The following is a 21,282-nucleotide window of genomic DNA, read 5'->3' as shown; positions in this document are numbered from 1 at the left end:
GGCGCATCACGGAAGCAGGTCGCCGTGCGAATCAAACGCCGCGCGCGACATTGATCGCGTCACGGGTCGCGCGAGCCGCGTCGGCCGCGCGCTGGGCGAAGTCCGCGCCGTTACCCGCATAGAGGATCGCACGCGACGAATTGATCATCATGCCGGTGTTGTCGGCGGTCTTGCCGGCCGACACCGTTGCTTCCACATCGCCGCCTTGCGCGCCAATGCCTGGAATCAACAACGGCATGTCACCGACGATGCCCCGGACCCTCGCAATTTCCGCTGGAAAGGTCGCGCCCACGACCAGCGACAGCTCCCCGCTGGCGTTCCATTCACCGGCGGCCTTTTCCGCCACGACCTGATACAAGGGTCGCGCCGTTGCCGCGCCGTCGGTGGGCGATACATCGAGGAACTGCAGATCCGAACCACCGGGATTCGATGTCCGGCACAGCACGATGACGCCCTTGCCCGGATAAGCGAGATAAGGCTCGATCGTATCAAAGCCCATATACGGATTCACCGTCACCGCATCCGCCTGAAAACGCTCGAACGCTTCACGCGCGTACTGCTGCGCGGTGGAGCCGATATCGCCGCGCTTCGCATCCAGGATCACCGGCACCCCCGGATGATGCGCGTGAATATGCGCAATCAGCCGTTCGAGCTGCCACTCGGCGCGATGCGCCGCGAAATAGGCTATTTGCGGCTTGAAGGCGCTCGCATACGGCGCGGTGGCATCGACGATATCGCGACAGAACGTGAAGAGGTGCTCAGGATCGGCGTTGCCCCTGTTCCCACCCAGTGCGGCGGGAAAACGCGTGGGCTCCGGGTCCAGTCCGACGCACAGCAATGAACCGGTGCGTTGCCAGGCGGCACGCAGCATGCCGTTGAAAGAAAACGTGGCGGAAGAGGGGGGCACGGAAGAATGAGCAGACATGAGATGAACGGGACGCGAATCGGAACGCAAGCGCGATTCTACCCTACCGCGGGACCGTTACCGCGTTCATCCGCGCCTGAATGACGCCGGTGCGTTGCCGCAGATACGGCGAGCCAGGATGGGCGTCGTAGTAGCGCGGATCGGGCAGCATCACCGCGAGGCGCGCTGCCTGGGCCGCCGATAGCCGCGCCGCGGAAACATGGAAGTAATGTCGCGCGGCCGCCTCCGCACCGTACACGCCATTGCCCCATTCCACCGAGTTCAGGTAGATTTCAAGGATACGACGCTTGTCGAGCACCATGTCGAGCATGCCGGTAATGATCAGCTCCTGGCCCTTGCGAATATAGCTCTTTTCCGACGACAGAAAGAGATTGCGCGCCAATTGCTGTGTGATCGTCGACCCCCCGCGCGCCACGCGTCCCGCACGCTGATTGCGATCCCAGGCTTGCATCATCGCCTCGGTATCGAAGCCCGGATTGTCGACGAAGGTGGCATCCTCGGATGCCACCACCGCGCGCTTCAAGTTGATCGAGATGGCATCGTACGGCACCCATTCATGTTCCAGGGAACGGTGATCGCCGTCATGCGCCATCCGCCAGCTACCGGCCCGCATGTAGGCGGTGGAACCCGGGTCGACGAAACGCCACCAGACGATGCTCGCCAGGTAAAAGACCTGCGTCGCGCACCACGCCACCAGCAAAAGCGTCAACACCCGCATGACGCGGGAGGTCAGCCATCGCCGGCGTGGGGAGCGGGTCGCCACTATCGCACTTATCCCTTCAACCGTGCGCGCAGCGCGGTCAGCACCGGGCGGCCATCAGGGCGTACCCCCCGCCACGACAGAAACGACTCGGCAGCCTGCTCGACCAGCATCCCCAGACCATCGGCGATATCGGCACCGGCCGCCCGCGATGCAAGCAGGAACGGCGTAAGCGCAGCGCCGTACATCATGTCATAAACCAATGTACCAGCGCCAATCGCCCCGGCCGGCAGATCCGGCAACGCGCCGCCGAGACTGCTCGATGTCCCGTTGATGACGATGTCATAGCGCGCAGCCGATGCCGATGCTACGTCGAGTGCCGCCGCGGTTCCGGCTTCCGTCGCGCCCGTCATCGATGCCGGAGAACGATCGGAAGCAGACGGGACGACGGCCGCGTCGAACGGCAGCAACTGTGACGCTTCGAGGGCTTCCAGCACCACATGCCGCGCCACGGCATCAGCGGCAAAATGGTCGCGCAACGCGTGTGCGCGCTGCACGGTACGATTGGCGATGTGCAACTGCCTGGGTCCACGCTCCAGAATCGGAAGGATCACGCCACGCGCCGCGCCACCTGCGCCCAACAGCAAGACGCGCTTACCCGCGAACGGACAACCCAGATTGATCTCGATGTCCTGCACCAGACCGGCGCCGTCGGTGTTGTCGCCTTCGATCCGCACCGTGTCACCTTCGCGCAAAAAGCGCAACGTATTGACTGCGCCCGCAGCGGCGGCGCGCGGCGTCAACGTATCGGCCAGGGCGTGCGCTTCCAGCTTGAACGGCACGGTGACATTAATCCCTCGCCCGCCCGCGGCGGCAAACGACCGCACCGCGTCGGCAAAACCATCGAGCGGTGCCAGCAGACGGTCATAGTGCAGTGCATGACCTGTGGCTTTCGCAAAAGCCGCATGGATCTCCGGCGATTTACTGTGTGCGATCGGATGTCCCACCACCAGGTAGCGATCGACATCCATGATTGGTTGCCCGCCCGCTTGGTCATGCGACGTATTCGCGATCATGCTCGCTTCTCCAAGTCCCCGGTGCCCTGCAATGCGGCCTGATCGCGGTTTTCCGTGACTGCCGCCTCCTGGTCGAATGCGTTGTCGTCGTCCCGCGCCCCCGTATCGGTGTCGCCGTCCGGCGGCGCGGCAGCGTCTTCCGTCGTGGCGCCGTCGCCCGCCTTGCCCGCTTCGGCCGCCAATTCCACCTCCGCCGCGTCCTCGCCCGTCTCCTCGGCGTCGGCGCCATCGACCGTGTCCGCGCCATCGACGGGCGGCACGTCCAGCACCTGTACCAGTCGACATGACAAGTCGACGTTGAGTTCATCCATCTCGACGATATCGAGCAGCAGGCGCGTGCCGCGCGCGTGCACGCCGATCGCGGGAACGATCATCGTGAGCGGGATCTCCTCGAAACGTACCAGATCGCCCTTGATGACCTGTGCCACCATCTGCTTGCGCTCCTCCTGCCGCAACCAGCGCAGGCACCAGAACTTTTCCATCTTGTGCTGATGCTCGGCGTAGGCCGAATACGTCTCGTCGAAGCCCTGAACCACCGCATAAAGGTCCGCATCCTTCGGCTTGAACGGCGCGACCATCTTTGCAGCCACGCCATGACGCGTGATGGCCACCAATTGCCATTGATTCACCAGATCGACATACCGACGCAGCGGAGAGGTGCTCCACGCATATTGCGCAACGCCTAGACCTTCATGCGGTGCCGCCGATGTCTGCATCCGCGTGCGATTCGGACCGAAGGCGCGTTGTGCCCGATAGATGCCCGGCACGCCATGTTCGGCCAGATACGCGCCCCAGTTGCTGTTTGCCGCAATGGCCAGCTCGGCGACGATCAGATCCAGCGGCGCGCCACGGCGACGCGGCGAGATGGTGACGTGCTCGCCTTCGATGTAGAAGTTGAAATCGGACGAGCGTTGCACCTCGCGGCGCAAGCCGTTGGCGATCCGCGTCTGCTGCCGCGTCTCATGGAGCGCCTGCGCCAACGGCCACAATGCCACGATGTCGTCGCGATGCGGGTAGTCGCCTTCATTGGCGGCCAGCGATTCCTCGGTCACGATCGGGTCGAGAATATTTGTACGCAGATTGTGCGAGATGAAGACCTTCTCGACGCGCGTCTCGGTGGCAACCACATCGTAGGTCTGCTTGTCGACGATCAGGTACAGCGACACCGCTGGCCGGAAGTCGCCTTCGTTCAGCGTGAAGACCTCCACCACCTCCGGGGGCAACATCGTGATCTTGTCACCCGGCATATAGACGGTGGACAGACGCGCCCGTGCGATGGCGTCGATCGCATCATCCTTCATGATGCCGAGCGATGGCGCCGCGATATGCACGCCCACCCTCAACCGATCGTCCGCCAGATGTGTCACCGAGATGGCATCATCGATTTCAGTCGTCGTGATGTCGTCGATCGAGAAAGCGCGCACACCGGCGTCCGGCAGTTCGTCTAGCGGCGCAGCGACACTGACCGCCGGGAAACCGATACCGTCGGGAAAATATTCCGCGATAAACTTGGTCTCATGCCACATACGGGGCGACTCGATGCCGCCGCACGCGATCATCAACTGCGCCGCCGTCATGCCACGCGCGGCGGCGGCGGCTTCCATCGCCTTGTATTCGATCGTATTCTTGTCGGGCCGCACCAGCAAGTTCACGACCCGCCCCTTGAAGGCGTCCGGCAGTCGACCTTCGATCAGTTCCTGTACATAGCCATCCTGGACGCGTGCCTGCTCGGCCTTGCGTGCCAATGCCGACAGCGCCGCCTTCAATTGCTCTTCCGGCGCCCGCTGGTAATTTCCCCGGCCCTTGCGCCGGAAATAGACCGGCGAGCCGTGAATACGCAATGCCAGTGCCGCGCGCTGCACCGCCGTCGGCTTCTCGCCAAAGTACTCGGTCGCCAGCGCGGCGAAATTGAATTCGTCGACGCCGGCTACCTCCCAAAGGAAATCCAGATCGATGTCGCCCGCTTCAGTGTCGGCCTGTTTGATCAGGTCGGCGGGCGCGGGCGACGTAAACTCCACCATCACGTCCCGGCCCTTTACTTTCGCCCGACGACCACCCGGCAACTCCACCTGCAGCGCGTCACCGTTCTGCGAGAGCACGGTGCCCGCCTTGAAACTGCCGGATTCTTCAAAAAAAACGTTCACGCTCTACCCTTTCTCCGCATTCGACTGCGGTCGTTCCCATCGTGTGCGCGATGACGCGATGGTGTCGGTGGTTGCCATCGGGCCGCCACCGACACATGTTCAATTTGCCATGCGGCGCGTTCCCGTCACCACGGGCGGTACACCACCAATCGCCAATGCCGGGACATCATCCTGCGCAACGATATCGGCATTCGGACAGGTTGCCACCGCGCCCGGCAGCGGTGCGACATCGATGCCACAGAATGCCAGCACCGCGTCCAGATAATCGTCGAATTCGCTGATAGCGTGGTTGCTGCCTTCGATAAGCGTCGTTTTTGCGCCCGCGTAATGCACCAGCATATCCCGATAGTCCAGAACCTCGTCACCCGTGGCAGCCAGCAGAAAATACCGACCCGGGTCACTTAGCCGCTCGACCCGCAATGCCTTCAATTCATCGAGATGCCGTGGCTCGACGACGATCGTGCCACCGCCGTGCCACAAGGGTTGCTCACCCAGAAAGCGCTCCAGGCTCGCGTCCGGCATCGTCGCCGGATTGATCACCACGGCACGGCATCCGATCCGCTCCGCAAGCCATGTCGCGTAATAACCACCCAGCGAACTTCCGACCAGCGTCAAATCCGATGCGGGCGTCTGACCGATAATCGACTCGGCCAGACGGATTGCTTCATAGGGACTTACCGGCAATTGCGGGCAACGCCATGCATTGATCTGTCCAAGAACAGCCAAGCGTCCGGCAAGCCGCCGCGCCTTGAAGGAGCGCGGAGAGGAACGGAATCCGTGCAGATAGAGAATCAATGCGCTTCCCGGTTCTTGGGGCGCTGCGACAGCGCATCGAGCAACAGCTGATGCACGCCGCCGAACCCGCCATTGCTCATGACCAGCACCTGATCGCCGGGACGCGCCTCACGCACGACGGCGGCAACCAGCCCGCGCAGATCGTCAAATGCCTGCGCACGGCCGCCCAGCGGCGCCAAAGCGTCTGCCAGATTCCAGTCCAGCGCCGTTTTACCGGTAGGCGCGTGATAAGCGAACGTCAAGTCCGCGCCCATGAGGCTCTGCGGCAATGCAGCCTTCATCACCCCTAGCTTCATCGTATTCGAACGCGGCTCCAGCACCGCCAGGATGCGACCGTCACGCCCGGCAGCATCCCCCCGCGTCATCGCCGCGCGCAGACCGGCAATCGTCGTACGTATCGCGGTGGGATGGTGGGCGAAGTCATCATAGACGGTGATACCCATCACATCGCCGCGCCTTTCCATTCGACGCCGGATACCCCGGAAAGTGCCCAATGCTTTCGCGGCGACGCTAGGCAGCACGCCGACATGATGCGCCGCCGCCACCGCCGCCAACGCGTTCATGACATTATGCCTGCCCTGCAATCCCCACTCGACCTCGGCCACCTGGCGACCCTGCCACGCCACGCCGAAATGCGCGGCGTCGATGTCGTCGCTCGCTCGGTCGGCGACCTGATCGCCCGGTGTCGCGGTGGGCGGCATTGCGGCCGCGACGGGTTGCAACAACGCCCGGGCTTCCCAGCCGTTCTCCACGCCAAAGCGCTCGACCTCGCTCCAGCAACCGCGTTGCAGCACGCGATCCAGCGCCGCTTCGGTCCCATTCGACACGATACGTCCGATGCCCGGCACCGTCCGCACCAGATGATGGCACTGTGTCTCGATGGCCGCGAGATCGGGGAAAATATCAGCGTGATCGTATTCGAGGTTATTGAGAATCAGCGTCCGCGGCCGGTAATGCACGAACTTCGACCGCTTGTCGAAAAACGCGGTGTCGTATTCGTCGGCTTCGATGACGAAAAACGACGAATCGGTCAAGCGGGCCGAAATCCCGAAATCCTGCGGAACCCCGCCAATCAGGAAACCAGGCGCGAAGCCTGCCTGATCCAGGATATGCGCCAGCATCGATGTCGTGGTGGTCTTGCCGTGCGTCCCCGCGACGGCCAGCACCCACTTGTCCGCCAGGACATGCTCGGACAGCCATTGGGGCCCGGACGTGTAAGGCAGGCCACGATCGAGGATGCGCTCCATCAACGGATTACCGCGCGTGATGACATTCCCGATCACATACAGGTCCGCGCCAATCACGGCCGGATCGGCGTCGTAACCATCGGTCAGGTTGATTCCCTGAGCGGCGAGCTGCGTGCTCATCGGTGGGTAGACCGCCGCATCGCACCCCGTGACCTGGTGCCCGGCTTCTCGGGCCAGCACGGCCAAACCACCCATGAACGTACCGCAGATACCGAGAATATGAATATGCATGGGAACGTGCCGAACGACTGATATCAAAACCGGTGCATTGTACCCGAGGGGCCGCCTAGCCCCCCTCGAATCTCAGGTATCATGGCCCGATGGCACGTAAACCCGCACTCGATCCCAGGCGCGTACGCGAAGAAATCGCGGCGGTGGCAGCGAAGTTGATCGCCGAGGACGGCTTCGACTTCGCTAGCGCCAAGCGCAAGGCCGCGCGACAACTGCTCGGAGACTCCCGGATTTCCGGTGAATGGCTGCCGGACAACGACATGATCGAGGATGAAGTCCGCGAATACCAGTCGCTTTTCCTGTCCGACAGCCAGCCCGCAATCTTGCACGCAATGCGACGGATCGCTCTCGAATGGATGGCGCGCCTGTCCGCGTTCGACCCGTACGTGACCGGCGCCGTCTGGAATGGCACGGCCGGAGCGCACTCGGACATCCACCTGCAATTGTTTTCCGATGCAAGCAAGGACATTGCCATCTTCATGCTCAATGCCGGCATCGACTACGACGCTGGCGAGACCCGTCACGCGGGCGGCAAAGGCATGGTAGAGACGCTGAGCTTTGTCGTGCGCGATGCCGCGTTGCGCGACGCGCGGGCAGGCGATACCGACGGCCGGCATGGCTTAGGCGGCATGGGCGCGCTCGCCGACGGCACCGTAGGCATCCAGTTGTCCCTTTACCCGCAGAACGACCTCCGCGGCGCTACGCGCAACGACCCCCGCGGCCGACCGATTCGCGGCAGCATGCGAATGCTGACGGATATGCTCGAAGCACAGGCCGATGCCCAGGAAGGCGCATAGGGCATTACCACGACCGCGCCACCAGGACCCATTGCCAAAGACGTGACCTGACGGGCACGACATCGTGTCGACAGACACGATGTCCGATCGACCGGCCAGGCGTCCTTGCTTTCGTGCGCCCTCTTCCAGGATCTGCTTGCGATGTCGCGGAATGCAGCATGGGCTTTGTATCGTCCGCATTACCGTTGCTGTCGTTTTGTGCCTGTCTTATGCGAAAGGACCGGCGTGCCCTATGGCGTCCGCGCCGACAGACAACGACGTCGCGCGTAACGCCCATCGGATCAGGGCGCCACGCGCCTTTGCCCCCGCTGAAATAAGCTGAGTCCTATTTTTCACTGGACAGTTTTTTTCAAATAGCGGTAAAGTCGCGCAACTTCGCGAATTTTGCTGCGAACCATCACTTTGTTGCAACCAGGCGACAGTCAATTGTTTCTCGACAGAATACATGTTTGCGTCACAGCATGCGATCCTGGAAATACGCTGAAATTAGCAGAATTTTTCGCAAAAAGCGTGCAGATTGGACGAAGTTAGGTTACATTGACGCTAATCAGGAATTGACCCCGACGTCCGTGGGGTTGATCCCGCGATCGTGACAGATCCGACATGCGAGGGGTGACCGAATGGCTCGGACCATTGTCGTCTCCATAAGCGCGGCCGCCGTGTGCGTGGCGCCGTTCGAGGGGCGCCAGGGGTAAGCCTGCCTGTCGTAGTTCCGATCATAGATCAATTTAAACGGAGCTTTTTCGATGGACCTACGTAAGCTGAAGACTTTGATCGACCTGGTGGCCGAGTCCAGCATTTCCGAACTCGAAATCACGGAAGGCGAAGGCCGCGTGCGCATTGTCAAGAATGCGGCGCCGGTGTACGCGGCGGCGGCGCCGGCGGTCCATTACGCACCGGCAGCGGGCGCACCGGCGGCGGGTGCGCCCGCTGCCGGTGCGGCGCCTGGCGCAGCACCCGCCGAGCCGGCGGCGCCACAAGGCCATATCGTCACGTCACCGATGGTCGGCACGTTCTACCGCGCACCCTCACCGGGTGCGGAATCCTTCGTCCAGGTGGGCGACACGGTCAAGGAAGGCCAGACGATCTGCATCATCGAAGCGATGAAGCTGTTGAACGAAATCGAAGCCGACAAGAGCGGCGTGATCAAGGAAGTACTGGTCGACAACGGCCAGGCAGTCGAATACGGCCAGCCGCTGTTCGTTATCGGCTGATACCGCGGGCGGACAGCCCGGCGTGCCACGCGCCCCCGGTCCCCAGGACGGTGCGCGTAGCCCGCGCCGATGTCGTCGTCGGCACGAAGACGCGTTTCGGCGGATGAGACAGAGTGAAGACCGCATGGTTCTCCTGCGCGTGCGTGATGGCGTATGCCGAGAAGAAGGCGCCGGGACCGCGACATTCGCAGCGAACACGCCGTCCCGCCCTGTTCCGACAGTTTTCGTGCCTTTTCGATTGATCCCGGCGATCGGTAACGATCGTCCGACATTCCGCTAGGCTTTTCAGCTATGTTCGAAAAAATTCTCATTGCCAATCGCGGGGAAATCGCGCTGCGTATTCAGCGCGCGTGCCGTGAACTCGGCGTTAAGACCGTGGTGGTCTACTCCGAAGCCGACAAGGAAGCAAAGTACGTCCGGCTGGCGGATGAAGCCGTGTGTATCGGTCCGGCTCCGTCGAATCTCAGCTATCTCAACATGCCGGCGCTGATCAGCGCCGCGGAAGTCACCGATGCCGAGGCAATTCATCCCGGCTATGGCTTCTTGTCGGAAAATGCCGACTTTGCCGAGCGCGTCGAGCAGTCCGGATTCGCGTTCATCGGACCCCGCCCGGAAACCATCCGTATGATGGGCGATAAGGTGTCTGCGAAGCAGGCAATGATCCGTGCCGGCGTGCCGTGCGTGCCCGGTTCGGAAGGCGCATTGCCGGAAGATCCGAAGGAGATCATCAAGATCGGCCGCGCCGTGGGCTATCCCGTGATCATCAAGGCCGCGGGCGGCGGCGGCGGTCGTGGCATGCGCGTGGTCCACAGCGAAGCGGCGTTGATCAACGCGGTCAACATGACGCGCGAGGAAGCCGGCCGAGCCTTCGGCAATCCCGAAGTCTATATGGAGAAGTTCCTGCAGAATCCGCGTCACGTGGAAATCCAGGTTCTTGCCGACACGTTCAAGAACGCCATCTGGCTGGGTGAGCGCGACTGCTCGATGCAACGCCGCCACCAGAAGGTGATCGAGGAAGCGCCGGCCCCGGGTATTGCACGCCGCATCGTCGAAAAAGTGGGGGAACGCTGCGCCGAGGCCTGCAAGAAGATGGGGTATCGTGGCGCCGGCACGTTCGAGTTCCTGTTCGAAAACGACGAGTTCTATTTCATCGAAATGAACACGCGCGTGCAGGTCGAACATCCCGTCACCGAACTGATCACGGGCGTCGACATCGTGCAGGAACAGATCCGCATCGCCGCAGGCGAAAAACTGGAGATCCGTCAGCGCGACGTCGAACTGCGCGGGCATGCGATCGAATGCCGTATCAATGCCGAGGACCCCCTCAAGTTTACGCCGTCACCGGGTCGCATTACGTCATGGCATCCACCGGGCGGCCCTGGCATCCGTGTCGATTCGCATGCCTATGATGGCTATTTCGTGCCGTCGAACTACGATTCGATGATCGGCAAGGTCATTGCCTATGGTGCCACCCGCGATCAGGCGATCAAGCGGATGCAGATCGCGCTGTCGGAAATGGTGGTCGAAGGCATCAAGACGAACATTCCGCTGCATCGGGAACTGATGGCCGACGGTGCATTCATCGCCGGCGGCACGAGCATCCATTATCTGGAAGAACGCCTGGCCGCAAATAAAGCCGCCGAGCAAGGCAACCAGGCCTAAACGTAACCGGCGCGTGCAGGGTTGCGCCTCGTGGACAAGCCGAACCACTGCCGGGAACGTTGCCAGAAGGACCACCGCGCGGGTGTACCGTGGGACTGACGCAGTGCATGCGCCGCCCCGGTGCCCCGCGCTTTTTTTCGATACGTCCCTTCGATACCACGACGGGCGCGGTGTCGAACACCCGGTGACATCGCGTATCATCCGGGTTTGGACGGCTGAACAGGAGTATCCGCGTGAGTTACCGCGAATTAGTCATTGATGCGGCGCGTGACACCGCCGAAGCGCTCTCCGACACGCTGATGGACCTGGGCGCCCTGTCCGTGTCGATCGAAGACGCCGATGCCGATACGCCGGACGAGCAGCCCGTTTTCGGCGAGCCCGGCATGGTCGTGCAGTCGCACAGCTGGCATCACTCACGCGTCGTCGCGCTGCTATCTGCGGATCAGGACCCGGACGTCCTGTTGCGCGCGGCGGCGAACCACCTGCTGTTGCCCGTACCGTCGTTCGAGACGCGTGAGATCGCGGACCAGGACTGGGTCCGCCTGACGCAATCCCAGTTCGCACCCATCGCGATAGGCAGACACATCTGGGTCGTGCCATCGTGGCACGATGCCCCGGACCCCGACGCGTTGATCCTCGAACTGGATCCCGGCCTGGCCTTCGGCACCGGCAGCCATCCGACTACGCGGCTGTGCATGGAATGGCTGGAAAGCCAGGTCCAGAATGGCGATACCGTGCTCGACTACGGTTGCGGCTCCGGTATCCTGGCCATTCTCGCCGTCAAGTGCGGTGCGCGCGATGTGGTAGGAATCGATATCGACGCTCAGGCGGTAGCGACCGCGCACGACAACGCGGCCCGCAATCGTGTAGCCGGCCAGGCGCTGCGCTTTGGCCTGCCAGACGCCCTGCCCGCAGCGGCCTCGGCGCCTGGCAGCGCCACGGGCGCGCAGGCAGTGGCCGAACCGGGAGCGACGTTCGATATCGTCGTCGCGAACATCCTGTCGAATCCGTTGAAAGTACTGGCATCGATGCTATGCGGGCGTGTGCGGCCCGGTGGTCGCATCGCGCTCTCCGGCGTATTGGCACGCCAGGCCGAAGAAGTGGCCGCGGCGTATGCGCCGTGGATCGACATGCATGTCTGGCGTGAACACGAAGGGTGGGTCTGCCTCAGCGGCACGCGCCGCGCTTAGTACATCGCGCACGCCAGTTCGCAATGATGGCGGGGGCTGAGTAAAATACCTCATAGCCGCCATGATGGTTCATGGCACATTTACTTTTTCTGGGTAAAACACTTTGGCCTCGCTCATTTGCGGATCGCTCGCCTACGACAACATCATGACGTTCGAAGGGCGTTTTGGCGAACATATCCTTCCGGATCAGGTGCACATTCTGAACGTCAGTTTTCTCGTGCCAACGATGCGTCAGGAATTCGGCGGATGCGCGGGCAATATCGCGTATAGCCTGCGCATGCTGGGGGGGGACGCTCGCATCATGGCCACCATCGGCGGCGTCGATGGTCAACGCTACCTCGACCGCTTGGGCGAACTGGATCTCAAAGCCCATCATGTCCGCGTGATTGATGGCGCGAGCACCGCTCAAGCGATGATCACGACCGACCTCGACAATAATCAGATCACGGCCTTCCATCCTGGCGCGATGATGCAATCGCATCAAAACGACGTCGAGCGGGCATGCAACGATGATGGGGCGATCAAGGTGGGCATCGTCGCCCCCGATGGCCTCGATGGGATGATTGCGCACTGCGAACAATTCTCAAAAGCGGGTATTCCCTTCCTGTTTGACCCCGGTCAGGGCCTGCCACTGTTCCAACAGGACACGCTACGTCGTATGATCGAACTCGCGACCTATCTGGCGGTCAACGACTACGAAGCCAAATTGGTTGAGAACAAGACAGGCTGGTCGTGGGACGAAATCGTCTCACGCACGCAGGCCACCATCGTGACCCGTGGCGAGAAGGGCGCGACGATTTACCGCGACGGCCAACAGGATGACATCCCCGTAGTGCCGGCGGAACGTATCGTCGACCCGACCGGCTGCGGCGATGCGTTCCGCGGCGGTCTGCTGTTCGGCATCGAAAACGGTCTGGATTGGCCTACGACCGGTCGGCTGGCGAGCCTGATGGGCTCATTGAAGATCGCGACGCAGGGTCCGCAGAACTATGCATTGACCGTGGACGAACTGCACGCCGCATTCCAACGTGCGTTTGGATACGCATTGGCTTGACCTCGCTCACTGCCTCGTGACGTGCCCACCGTCGGTAGCGTTCGCATTGGCGCTGAGATCAATGTCTAGGCGTATATAACTAAGATACGCAACGCCATTCCCCTCGCCGAAGTGGCGCGGAAACCAGGCTGGCGTTGCAGCGACTATCACGTAATAGTGGGCAGCGGTAACAGGAGAAAATGCAGATGAGCAAGACGACGCTATGGCAAGTTGCTGTCATCGTACCGATGACAGCAACGTTGTTGGTCATGCAGGGATGTGCCACCGGCGGTGCCTCCGCGGACTCGTACACGGTGTCCCAAGCACAGCGCGAACAAACGGTCCGCATGGCCACCGTGGAATCCGTGCGGGCCGTACAGATTCGCGAAGGCGAGACGACCGGTGTCGGCGCGATCGGCGGCGGCGCCCTCGGCGCGGTTGCAGGGAGTGCGATCGGTGGTGGACGCGGATCGCTGGTGACCGGCATCCTCGGCGGTCTCGGAGGCCTCGTGGCAGGCAACGCGATCGAGAAAGGCATTGGCACCAAGCAAGGCGTCGAGATCACTGTACGCCTGGACAACGGCGACCTGCGTGCTATCACGCAAGCGCCAAGCGCCGAGACGTTCGCCGCGGGCCAGCGCGTCAGGCTGCTGACAAGCGGTGGCATAACGCGTGTGACGCACTAAGCCGTTTCCCCGCGCGTCAAGACGGTTCGGGATGGCATGAAGCCATCGACCGACGTATCGGTAAAAAAACCCGCATTCGCGTAAGCGAGGGCGGGTTTCTTTTTGTGGCAAGCGGATGACGCGTACGATGTTGCTTATCGCAAGATCGTACGCCGAGGGTCCGGTCGGGGCTCGGTAAGCTGGCAGTGCGGTTGCCGCCAAGCCTGACCATCGCACCGGATGACCGGTCGTGCCTGCCTTCGGTGAGGCCGCGCGAACGCGGCAGCGCATTACGGCTTCGGGCTGGTGGGAAACGGCCAGGCACCCGTGGTGCTCAGCGTGGTCTTCACCGCCGGTGACGTAGGCGTCGTCGCACCGAGCGCAGGGGCAGGCTTTGCCGCCGACTTCTTTGCCGAGGCTTTCTTGGCGGCAGCTTTCTTCGCCGGCGCCTTCTTCGCGGCCGTCTTCTTCGCTGCTACTTTTTTGGCAGCGACCTTCTTTGCAGCAGCCTTCTTCGCGGTGACCTTCTTCACGGCGACCTTCTTCGCTGCCGCTTTCTTTGCCGGCGCCTTCTTCGCGGCAACCTTCTTCACCGCTACTTTCTTGGCGGCGACCTTCTTTGCAGCGGCCTTCTTCGCCGGTGCTTTCTTTGCGGCGACCTTCTTAACGGCAACCTTCTTGACCGCTACTTTCTTTGCGGCAACCTTCTTGACCGCGACCTTCTTGGCAGCAGCTTTCTTAGCCGGTGCTTTCTTTGCAGCGACCTTCTTTGTAGCAGGTTTCTTTTTGGCGGTAGCCATGTTTTTCTCCTTCAGTTGTCGGATGAAATGTGAAGCAACAACACCCTACGTCGGGAACCCGTTGACGGCTTGACGCCCAGGCTTTGATGCCAGGGACGTGGCATGCCGTTGAAACGAGCTATTCGTTCGCTGGGAACCGATAATCGGTGCCCAACAGACGAATGCGGCAACGCGCACGCGACCGGAATCGATCGCATGCGCGTGTAACGCGATCGGCCACCATCGGCAGGTCGATCGCATCGTGACGGTTGATGAGGCGGTTCCGCGCTGCCGAAGGCGTCGGCGCAGAGTTCGGAACCTGACTTGTAATCGGATCGCTTGAAAACGGGTCCTTTTTTTGGAGGGGCGTTGGTCCCTCCCACTGAAGGGATCGCAAAGAGCTCTCGGTCATCCAGGTGGGCCGATTGGCCGCACGAAGCGCTCTGCATCAGGACGACTTTCCCCACTTCGTTAATTGGCACTATCCATCCGGTACTGTCGAGGTCACACGCTTTCTAGGATGTCCTATCTGTTCACGCGATGTTTGCGCGCGGGACCGCCGTCAGTACACTCCGATTTACCGCCTTGTCCGTTGGGGCGTCATATCACGCGCTTACCAACGTCTGTTGCCATGCTGTCTTCTCCGACTGCTTCCTGCCAGTGCGTCACTGGCGACAACGTCGCTGCGATGCGTCGTTGTTCGAATCAGGTATCACTGCTGGCGGTCACATGGCTCGACCACATGCGCCATGCTACCGCCTTCACGACAAAAGTAGAGCAAACATCATTCCACCATGTGACGTAATCGCCGCATTCCGTGTCAATGCGATGCACTTTCACGTCACTCTCGCGCATCTCGCCACCGACGGACTGCCTACGATCACTCCCAAGAGAGTGCGCCACCTGTCTGGTACTCGATGACTCGCGTCTCGAAGAAGTTGCGCTCCTTCTTCAAGTCGATCATCTCGCTCATCCACGGGAACGGATTTTCCTCGTTCGGGAACATGGCGTCCAGGCCGATCTGTTGACAACGGCGATTGCATATAAAGCGAAGATACCCCTTGAACATGCTTGCGTTTAAGCCCAACACGCCACGCGGCATCGTATCTTCCGCGTACTTATACTCCAGATCCACTGCCTGACGGAAGATCCCTGTGATCTCCGCCTTGAATTCCGCAGTCCACAGATGCGGGTTCTCGAGCTTGATCTGATTGATCAAGTCGATACCGAAGTTACAGTGCATCGACTCGTCACGCAGGATGTATTGGTATTGCTCTGCCGCGCCGGTCATCTTGTTCTGACGACCAAGCGCCAGAATCTGTGTAAATCCGACATAGAAGAACAAACCTTCCATGATGCAGGCGAACACGATCAACGAGCGCAGCAGTTGTTGGTCGGTTTCCAAGGTACCGGTCTTGAACGCGGGATCTGTCAACGTATCGATGAACGGCAACAGGAACTCGTCCTTGTCGCGGATCGATGTCACTTCGTGATACGCGTTGAAGATCTCGCCTTCGTCGAGACCCAACGATTCGACGATGTACTGGTACGCGTGCGTATGGATGGCCTCCTCAAACGCCTGGCGCAACAGGAACTGCCGGCACTCGGGGGCAGTGATATGCCGATACGTGCCCAACACGATGTTGTTGGCCGCCAGCGAGTCCGCCGTCACGAAGAATCCCAGATTGCGCTTCACGACCCGACGCTCGTCTTCGGTCAGACCGTTAGGATCCTTCCACAGCGCGATGTCGCGCGACATGTTCACTTCCTGCGGCATCCAATGATTCGCGCAGCCGGCCAGGTATTTTTCCCATGCCCATTTGTACTTGAACGGCACCAGCTGGTTGACGTCGGTCTGACCGTTGATGATCCGCTTGTCGCTGACATTCACGCGGGCTGTCGGATTCGGCGCTGCCTGTTGCGGCGCTGCCGGTGCCTTCGCGACATCTTGCGCGAACGCGGCCTGGGCTTCCGGCATCGCTTGCGGCAACGTCGCACCCGTCACTGCGCCGCCTGCATTCTGCACCGACGACACCCCTGCTCGTTGCGTCGCACCGGCAGGTTGCATCACGGAAGTTTCTTCATCCCAGTTCAGCATTCGCTTTCACCATTTATTCAAGTCGGGTTGTACCATTTTTTGTCAAACGATAAAAGCACCGCTTGCACAAAAAAGCTGTTTTGTCTTTGCATGCATCGCACATTAGCAACATCTGGATCGCAAAACCCATCCAGGGTGCTGAACGCGATGTCATTTGCCTCATGGCTCACATCTTTCGGCGTCCATCATGCGTCGGTCGCTTGCCGCCCCATGCGGCGGTGCGCGATACCGTCGAGCAAGTGCCGCCGCAGCGTCGTTGATATGTCGCGCACTTCGCGTGCGATATGGGACGGCCTCGCCTCGACATCATCCACACGACGCCTCCGCATCGTAATGGCACCAACGCGGCAACACGCGTGCCGATGGACGACATCCACATTCGCCGCGTCACACGCATGGCAATGCGATCACGATCGCTGCCCACATGACCATCGATGCGTTATGCATGCCGCACCGCTGGATCGTCCGCCATTGCACTTGTCTTGTGGACGTTCCCGCACGGCATTCGCATTGCGACGTCACGGGTAGATGGCGCACGAGGCCCTGCACGAAGTCGCGGAACCAAGTGTAGCACCCATCCCTGTGTTCGCCCACCCAAAACCACTAAATATAGTACTCGCCATCGCCAAAAAGGGCCATATATAGCGACACAGGGTCACTGTGCGCGCGCGCCACATGATGCAACGTGCGCCACCAGCGCCGTGCCGCTTCGTCATACATACAGGTCACGGCAACGGTGAAGAAAAAGGTCGAACGGTGCGGGCATCGTCTCACCTTCGACACGATTTACCCGCCACACGTTCGACCCCGTTACGACTGTTACTTCAGTGACACTAATGTCGACAACGACCGTTGCACATCGCGGCCGGATCGATCGACCCGGCCACTACCTTTACTGGCACGCCTCGCACTCTTCGAAGCCGTCATCGCCCGGACGCATCATGCAAACCGGACCATCGGCTTCATCCACTGCAGCGGCTTGCATCGTCGCCGTAACCGCGGCGGCAACCGCTGGCGCGGCCGACACCGCGCTGGCGGACAAGCCACCGTCGCCGCTTGGCACCGCGTTCAACGCACCATGTGCCACCGTTGACTTCTCGACGTGCGTGGCCGCCATCGTACGCAGGTAATACGTCGTCTTCAAACCACGCAACCATGCCTTCTTGTACGTCTCGTCAAGCTTCTTGCCCGATGCGCCGGCCATGAAGATATTCAACGATTGCGCCTGGTCGATCCACTTTTGACGGCGCGACGCCGCTTCCACCAGCCACGTCGGATCCACTTCGAATGCCGTTGCGTACAACGCACGCAGGTCAGCCGGAATGCGATCGATGCGCGACAGCATGCCATCGAAATACTTCAGGTCGGCAACCATCACCTCGTCCCACATGCCGCGCGACTTCAAATCACGCACCAGGTATTCGTTGACGACTGTGAATTCGCCCGACAGGTTCGACTTCACATACAGGTTCTGGAAGGTCGGCTCGATACACGGTGACACGCCAATGATGTTCGAGATCGTTGCCGTCGGCGCGATCGCGATGCAGTTCGAATTGCGCATGCCGTACTTGGCCACGCGCTCACGCAGCGGCGCCCAGTCCATGCGGCTCGACATGTCGACTTCCAGATAGCCGCCACGCGCTTCGGCCAACAGTTTCAGCGAGTCTTGCGGCAAGATGCCGCGATCCCACAACGATCCCTTGTAAGACGAGTAGCGGCCGCGCTCTTCGGCCAACTCGGTGGAGGCGTAGTAAGCGTAGTAGCACACCGCTTCCATCGACTCGTCGGCAAATGCCACCGCCGCATCCGATGCGTACGGCGTACGCAGTGCGTGCAAACAATCCTGGAACCCCATTACCCCCATACCCACCGGGCGGTGCTTCATGTTGGAGTTGCGTGCCTTTTCCACCGCGTAATAATTGATGTCGATGACGTTGTCGAGCATCCGCATGGCCACACTGACCGTGCGCTTCAACTTTGCATGATCGATCTGCATCTTGCCGTCGACTTCATGCAGATGCGCAACCAGGTTCACCGAACCGAGGTTACACACGGCAATCTCGTCCGGACCGGTGTTGAGCGTGATCTCGGTGCACAGGTTCGACGAGTGCACGACACCAACGTGCTGTTGCGGCGAGCGCACGTTGCACGGATCCTTGAACGTGATCCACGGATGGCCGGTTTCAAACAACATGCCGAGCATCTTGCGCCACATCTGGTTGGCCGACACCTTCTTGAACAGCTTCATCTGACCATTGGCCGCCTGCTGCTCGTAGGCCACGTAGGCTTTCTCGAATTCCGCACCGAACTTATCGTGCAGGTCCGGGCAAAGCGACGGCGAGAACAGTGTCCATTCACCGTTTTCCATGACCCGCTTCATGAACAGGTCGGGCACCCAGTTCGCCGTGTTCATATCGTGCGTACGACGGCGATCGTCGCCCGTGTTCTTGCGCAGCTCCAGGAATTCCTCGATGTCCAAGTGCCATGTTTCCAGGTAGGCACATACCGCGCCCTTGCGCTTGCCACCCTGATTGACCGCCACGGCCGTATCGTTGACGACCTTCAGGAACGGCACCACGCCTTGCGACTTGCCATTGGTGCCCTTGATGTGCGAGCCCAGCGCGCGCACCGGCGTCCAGTCGTTACCCAGGCCACCAGCGAACTTCGACAGCAGCGCGTTTTCCTTCAACGCTTCGTATATGCCTTCGAGATCATCATCAACCGTCGTCAGATAGCATGAAGACAACTGCGAACGACGCGTGCCGGAGTTGAACAACGTCGGCGTCGAGCTCATGAAGTCGAACGTCGACAGAATGTCGTAGAACTCGATCGCCCGCGCTTCACGGTCGGTTTCGTTCAGCGCCAATCCCATCGCCACGCGCATGTAAAACGCTTGTGGCATTTCAATGCGCCGACCATCGACGTGCAGGAAATAACGGTCATACAGCGTCTGCAGACCGAGATAACCGAACTGCAGGTCACGGCTGGCATTCAGCGCGGCGGCAAGGCGCGGCAAGTCGTACGACAGCAACTTCTCGTCGAGCAGCTCGGCATCCACGCCGCGTTGCACGAACTGCGGGAAGTACTCGGCGTAACGCGACTGCATCTGGCCTTGCGTGACTTCACCACCGAGAATCTCGCGGCGAATGGTATGCAATAGGATGCGCGCGGTGACCTGGCTGTAGGCCGGGTCCTGCTCGATCATCGTCCGCGACGCCAGCACGGCCGACTCATAGACCTGGCTCATCGGCACGCCGTCGTACAGGTTCTTGATCGTCTCGGCCAGAATCGGCTTCGCCGATACCGCACTGCCCAAGTTATCGCATGCCGATGCAATCAGTTCGTGCAACGCTACCAGGTTCAGCGGACCACGATACTCACCGTCGACGACATTGATCGTGACCTCCGGATGCACCGGCACCGCGCTCAGACGCTCTTGCGAACGTTTCTCGCGATACAGCACGTAGGCACGCGCGGTGTTGTGCTCGCCGGCACGCATCAAGGCCAGTTCGACCTGGTCCTGGATGTCTTCGATATGGAACGTGCCGCCATTTGGCCGACTGCGCAGCAGTGCGCGCACGACGTGCCCGGTCAACTGCTCGACTTGCTCGCGCACGCGCGCCGATGCAGCGCCTTGCCCGCCATTGACCGCCAGGAAAGCCTTCGTCATCGCGATGGCCACCTTCGACGGCTCGAACGGCACAACCGAACCGTTACGGCGGATCACCTTGTGGTCCGGGTAGGTTGGCGCCCCGGCACGTGCGGCACCTGCCGCATGGCTGGCCACACCGCCCTGGTCGCCGGGCAACGGCGTCTCGCGTACGGACGTCGCGACGTTCTCGGTCGATTGCATAAACAAACACTCCTGGTCTGGGCAACGAATAATCGAATGTAAGATGGAAGACTTGCCGCCCCGCTGTATCAGCAATGCGAAAGGCGGACGGTGTGCCGGGCATAGCGGGTGTAGAGACGCCCCGTTCTCTATCGCCCCTTCCGAACTGCGTCCTGCGATGCCGCGGCACCCGGTTACTGCATCTATAAAAAAATGTGTCGAAGGGCCACGCTCATACCGGCGTCCATCGTCCTTACGTGGCTTGCAGTACAAGCACGCCCCTTGTGGAAAACTGTCCCGCAAACAGACCGCATCCCCTCCGTATCCTGTACCGCCTGCCCACACGGCCCTCCACGCAAGACTCAGGTACCGAAGCAGCACGGTTAGGCACCGGTTATCCCCGGGTTACACACCACTTATCCCCAGAATAACACCAGATGTAGTGTGCAGGCCCGTCGCTCCGCACTAAGTATAGTGGGTACACGATGCCATCGCAAAATGATTTATCGCCCCATTTTTTTACTGCATTAGCTTGACAGTAGCGCTGGTGAGGGGGTTGCCCAGGCGCAACAAGGGCCTTGCCCATTAACTTGGAAATGCGCTAACCGGGCAGATCGGGAAGGTCCCGATGCCCGGCGTCAGATAGGTAGTAGCGACGTCGGCAGACGTGCCGCATGCGCATACGCCGCCCAATCGAAATAAGGGCCGGGGTCGGTCTTGCGACCGGGGGCGATATGCTCATGCCCGACGATCGCCTCGATCGGATGGCGGGCGCGGATGGCATCGGTCAGCGTCGCCAGTGCCGCGTATTGCGCCGGCTCGAATGGGGTCGTATCGCTGCCTTCCAACTCCACGCCGATCGCGAAGTCATTGCAACGCGCGCGTCCGGCAAAC

At 61.1% G+C, this 21,282-nt stretch carries 16 protein-coding genes and 1 pseudogene; 6 read left to right on the top strand and 11 right to left on the bottom strand.

Translation table 11 applies throughout. From position 1 onward, the window contains the following. Positions 1-31 precede the first annotated feature (31 nt). The 6 genes and pseudogenes from pyrF to mpl all read right to left on the bottom strand — a co-directional run bounded on the left by pyrF (position 32) and on the right by mpl (position 7,118). Positions 32-925 (bottom strand): orotidine-5'-phosphate decarboxylase, encoded by an 894-nt coding sequence (gene pyrF, locus WM40_RS13455; RefSeq protein ID WP_082102697.1) that lies wholly within the window; start codon positions 923-925, stop codon positions 32-34. A gap of 43 nt (positions 926-968) precedes the next feature. Continuing rightward, positions 969-1,700: a monofunctional biosynthetic peptidoglycan transglycosylase gene (mtgA, locus tag WM40_RS13450; protein ID WP_407691577.1), complete on the bottom strand. Its 732-nt coding sequence runs from the start codon at positions 1,698-1,700 to the stop codon at positions 969-971. Continuing rightward, positions 1,697-2,701: a shikimate dehydrogenase gene (gene aroE, locus WM40_RS13445; protein WP_236693508.1), complete on the bottom strand. Its 1,005-nt coding sequence runs from the start codon at positions 2,699-2,701 to the stop codon at positions 1,697-1,699. The genes mtgA and aroE overlap by 4 nt, the downstream gene beginning before the upstream one ends. After that, entirely contained in the window at positions 2,698-4,845 is a 2,148-nt protein-coding gene (locus WM40_RS13440; protein WP_082102695.1) for a ribonuclease catalytic domain-containing protein, read from the bottom strand. Before WM40_RS13440 ends, aroE begins: the two co-directional genes overlap by 4 nt. 237 nt (positions 4,846-5,082) lie before the next feature. Next, positions 5,083-5,640: pseudogene (locus WM40_RS13435) on the bottom strand (YqiA/YcfP family alpha/beta fold hydrolase); the annotation flags it as partial. After that, on the bottom strand, positions 5,637-7,118 hold the full coding sequence (mpl, locus tag WM40_RS13430) for a UDP-N-acetylmuramate:L-alanyl-gamma-D-glutamyl-meso-diaminopimelate ligase (RefSeq protein ID WP_046153094.1): 1,482 nt from the start codon (positions 7,116-7,118) through the stop codon (positions 5,637-5,639). The pseudogene WM40_RS13435 and the gene mpl, both read right to left, overlap by 4 nt. A gap of 89 nt (positions 7,119-7,207) precedes the next feature. On the opposite strand from mpl, the gene WM40_RS13425 reads away from it, so the two are divergent. From WM40_RS13425 to WM40_RS13395, 6 genes are all read left to right on the top strand, one after another. After that, on the top strand, positions 7,208-7,915 hold the full coding sequence (locus WM40_RS13425; protein ID WP_046153093.1) for a hypothetical protein: 708 nt from the start codon (positions 7,208-7,210) through the stop codon (positions 7,913-7,915). 746 nt (positions 7,916-8,661) lie between these two features. Beyond that, complete coding sequence (gene accB, locus WM40_RS13415; protein ID WP_046153092.1) at positions 8,662-9,129, top strand: acetyl-CoA carboxylase biotin carboxyl carrier protein; 468 nt, start codon at positions 8,662-8,664, stop codon at positions 9,127-9,129. Positions 9,130-9,420: 291 nt separating this feature from the next. Then, entirely contained in the window at positions 9,421-10,791 is a 1,371-nt protein-coding gene (gene accC, locus WM40_RS13410) for an acetyl-CoA carboxylase biotin carboxylase subunit (RefSeq protein WP_024901839.1), read from the top strand. 233 nt (positions 10,792-11,024) lie between these two features. Next, complete coding sequence (gene prmA / locus WM40_RS13405; RefSeq protein ID WP_024901840.1) at positions 11,025-11,981, top strand: 50S ribosomal protein L11 methyltransferase; 957 nt, start codon at positions 11,025-11,027, stop codon at positions 11,979-11,981. A 103-nt stretch (positions 11,982-12,084) separates the two neighbouring features. After that, entirely contained in the window at positions 12,085-13,035 is a 951-nt protein-coding gene (locus WM40_RS13400) for a carbohydrate kinase family protein (protein ID WP_024901841.1), read from the top strand. Positions 13,036-13,214: 179 nt separating this feature from the next. Next, a complete protein-coding gene (locus WM40_RS13395; protein WP_036007292.1) occupies positions 13,215-13,700 on the top strand; it encodes an outer membrane lipoprotein in 486 nt (161 codons plus the stop codon). A 269-nt stretch (positions 13,701-13,969) separates the two neighbouring features. Here WM40_RS13395 and WM40_RS13390 read toward each other — a convergent pair whose 3' ends face one another. The 5 genes from WM40_RS13390 to WM40_RS13365 form a co-directional block, all read right to left on the bottom strand. Continuing rightward, the gene (locus tag WM40_RS13390) at positions 13,970-14,479 is read right to left on the bottom strand and encodes a histone H1-like DNA-binding protein (protein WP_046153091.1); all 510 of its coding nucleotides are present in this window, start codon (positions 14,477-14,479) and stop codon (positions 13,970-13,972) included. An 859-nt stretch (positions 14,480-15,338) separates the two neighbouring features. Then, positions 15,339-16,556 (bottom strand): ribonucleotide-diphosphate reductase subunit beta, encoded by a 1,218-nt coding sequence (locus tag WM40_RS13380; protein ID WP_024901845.1) that lies wholly within the window; start codon positions 16,554-16,556, stop codon positions 15,339-15,341. Positions 16,557-16,741: 185 nt separating this feature from the next. After that, positions 16,742-16,870, bottom strand: coding sequence for a hypothetical protein (locus WM40_RS32100; protein WP_260843705.1), 129 nt, complete (start codon positions 16,868-16,870; stop codon positions 16,742-16,744). Positions 16,871-17,448: 578 nt separating this feature from the next. After that, positions 17,449-20,409, bottom strand: coding sequence for a ribonucleoside-diphosphate reductase subunit alpha (locus WM40_RS13370; RefSeq protein ID WP_024901847.1), 2,961 nt, complete (start codon positions 20,407-20,409; stop codon positions 17,449-17,451). Positions 20,410-21,026: 617 nt separating this feature from the next. Further along, a partial coding sequence (locus tag WM40_RS13365; protein ID WP_046153089.1) for an N-acetylmuramoyl-L-alanine amidase occupies positions 21,027-21,282 on the bottom strand: 256 nt, incomplete at its 5' end.

The organism is Robbsia andropogonis (assembly GCF_000970345.1).
Taxonomy (GTDB): Bacteria; Pseudomonadota; Gammaproteobacteria; order Burkholderiales; family Burkholderiaceae; genus Robbsia; species Robbsia andropogonis.
The sequence above is the reverse complement of the archived record's forward strand: the minus strand, read 5'-3'. Positions and strand labels throughout refer to the sequence as shown.